The 2,466-nt window shown below is 41.8% G+C and carries 1 protein-coding gene and 2 pseudogenes; all 3 read left to right on the top strand.

What is annotated here, in order from left to right; genetic code table 11:
- Positions 1–264: 264 nt before the first annotated feature.
- On the top strand, positions 265–534 hold the full coding sequence (locus PX636_RS20005; protein WP_002799535.1) for a hypothetical protein: 270 nt from the start codon (positions 265–267) through the stop codon (positions 532–534).
- A 610-nt stretch (positions 535–1,144) separates the two neighbouring features.
- Positions 1,145–1,805 (top strand): annotated as a pseudogene (locus tag PX636_RS20000) (IS1/IS1595 family N-terminal zinc-binding domain-containing protein).
- Between the two features lie 182 nt (positions 1,806–1,987).
- Positions 1,988–2,277: pseudogene (locus tag PX636_RS19995) on the top strand (ISNCY family transposase); the annotation flags it as partial.
- Between the last annotated feature and the right edge of the window lie 189 nt (positions 2,278–2,466).

Raw genomic sequence — 2,466 nt, 5'->3', positions numbered from 1 at the left:
ATTGATTAGTTCGCTCTAGATCGAAAACAATTAACAAAAATCGCCAAATGTCTTTCTCTATAAGAGTTTCATTCCTTATAACCCTGTACGTTGCATAAGACAAACCGAAGAACCACAAAATGCAGCAGTTAAGATAGCCAAGAAACCTGTCCACTGACGGCAAGGGCCTATATTGTACCTTGACGAGAGGTCAGCACTCGGTAGTGCGCGGATTGTGTTATGATTCTGGCCAAGCAATCAAGGGATTTGAAAAGGAGTAACACCATGAGTCTATCTTCAGAAGCCTATCGCCAAGCCCTCGTGCGGGATGGAGAACGGCGCTATCAGGAATGGCACCAAAATTATCACAACCAATGCCGTCAATCAACGGCTGAATACCAAGCTCGTTCTGCCCAACAACGCCCAACAAAGCCTTGGATTTCCTCGGAAGCCTACCGTCAATTTTTAGTCAAAGATGGGGAACGGCGCTTTGCGGAATGGCATGGCCAGTTTTTAGACTATCAACGACAATTTCTGTCCCGTCAATCCACCTAAACGGATGTCAACAAATCCGCATTACAGCAATCTCTGAAAATAGTGGCCAGAGTCCCCGAAAAAATAGCTAATACCAATTTTCAATAGTCCTGGCAGGCATTCTACCACCCCCCCTTGCCCCACCCGAAGTCGGGTAGGCAAGGGGGGGTATCGCATCTCAAAAGCTATTGACAATCGGCTAATTTTGTGATAGGTGTGGGCATTTCAAGTGATACCAGTCAATCAAAATAGTTACGAAATCTTAACATTTGGTCGATTTTTGTTTAACAATTGAGATGAGAAATTATACCTAAATATGCCTGAATCGCCCTCTGGGTAAGCAACTCACACGAGGTTCATTTTGTCAAGGGTTGTTAAGATGTGTTTACCTTACCATGTTGCTTATTCGGTATGAACTGTGTAATATACTTATTACTCTCGGCTCGCAGATCACTATAGATGGTGTTTTGACAACGGATAAAACCTACCCGAAGTCGAATTAGTTCAACTTACGCCAGTACAGGCAGTGGGTGGCTTAATCCAAAAACACCATATGTGGAAAATGAGCGAACCGTCAGTTTATCAATAAAAATAATTGGCTCAAATCAATCCTTAAACCTCTAGCTTGATCATGACTTTTCTGATAAGTATCTCTTTATGGCTCGTGGAGGGCCTGCTCAAATATCAGCCTAGCACGGAGCAAAATCCCCCCACTGGTTTGCCTGTATTTACTTGTCCTAGTTGTGGTTCTCACCATACTATTAAGAACGGTTATCTTCCTAAGGGGAAACCCAAACGTCACTGTCAAGAATGTGGTCAACCGTTTGTGATCAATCCCACTAATAAAACTATCTCTCCCGATACCAAGACAATTAATCGATCAACTCTTGCTCGAACGAATTTCCTGACGAGGAATTGCCAGAGTAACAGGGGTAAATTGGTCATGTTTACAAAATTATGTCAACAATAGACTAGCGGCTGTACCCCGTCAAGTAAAGGTTTCGGACAAACCAAAAGGTAAATTGCTCATAGAATGTGATGAGATGTCCCCTTTTGTTTTTTCTAAGACGATAAAGGTCTATATTTGGCGGTTAATTGATAGAAAGACAAGGGAACTTATTGGTGGCCATTTAGGATATAGGAGCCGCCAATCAGCTAAAAAACCTTGGCCAAGTTTACCCAGTGTTTACCGACAATGTGCTGTTACTTACACTCATTTTTGGGAGTCCTATAAGACAGTAATTCCGAGTAAACGTCATCGAGAGGTAGAGCCAAGAAACTGGTCAAAGTAATCCCCTTGGAAGACTTAATAATACCTTTCGACCAAGGATTTCTCTGCTGGTGAGAGAGAGCCTATCTTTCTCTAAAAAAATGGAGAATCACCTTGGGGAGTCCTTTGGTATTTTATCCATGACTACAATCCACAGCAAAGCAAAGCATTAAGGCTCCATCATCACTACCGAATCACCACCCAGAAAAATCAAAAGGTAAATTAGTCATAGAGTGTGATGAAATGTAGTCATTGGTTTTTTTTAAGACGATAAAGGTTTATATTTGGCGGTTAATTGATAGAAAGACAGGGGAAATTATTGGCGGCTATGCGCGGAGATAGGAGTCGCCAATCAGCCAAAAAACTTTGGGGCCAGTTTACCCGGTGTTTACCGATAATATGCTGTTACTTACACTGATTTTTGGAAGTCATATAAGACAGTAATTCCGAGTAAACGTCATCGAGAGGTAGAGCCAAGAAACTGGTCAAACTAATCCCATTGTAAAGACTTAACAATACCTTTCAACCAAGGATTTCTCTGTTGGTGAGAGAGAATCTATCTTTCTCTAAAAAAATGGAGAATCACTTTGGCGCTGCTTGGTATTTTATCCATGACAACAATGCACAGCAAGGCAAAGCATTAAGCCTCCATCACTACTACACTAACCACAACCAGAAATTAT

It is taken from the genome of Microcystis sp. M53598_WE2, assembly GCF_030067735.1.
Lineage (GTDB): Bacteria > Cyanobacteriota > Cyanobacteriia > Cyanobacteriales > Microcystaceae > Microcystis > Microcystis aeruginosa.
This window is presented reverse-complemented; position numbering and strand designations above follow the sequence as displayed.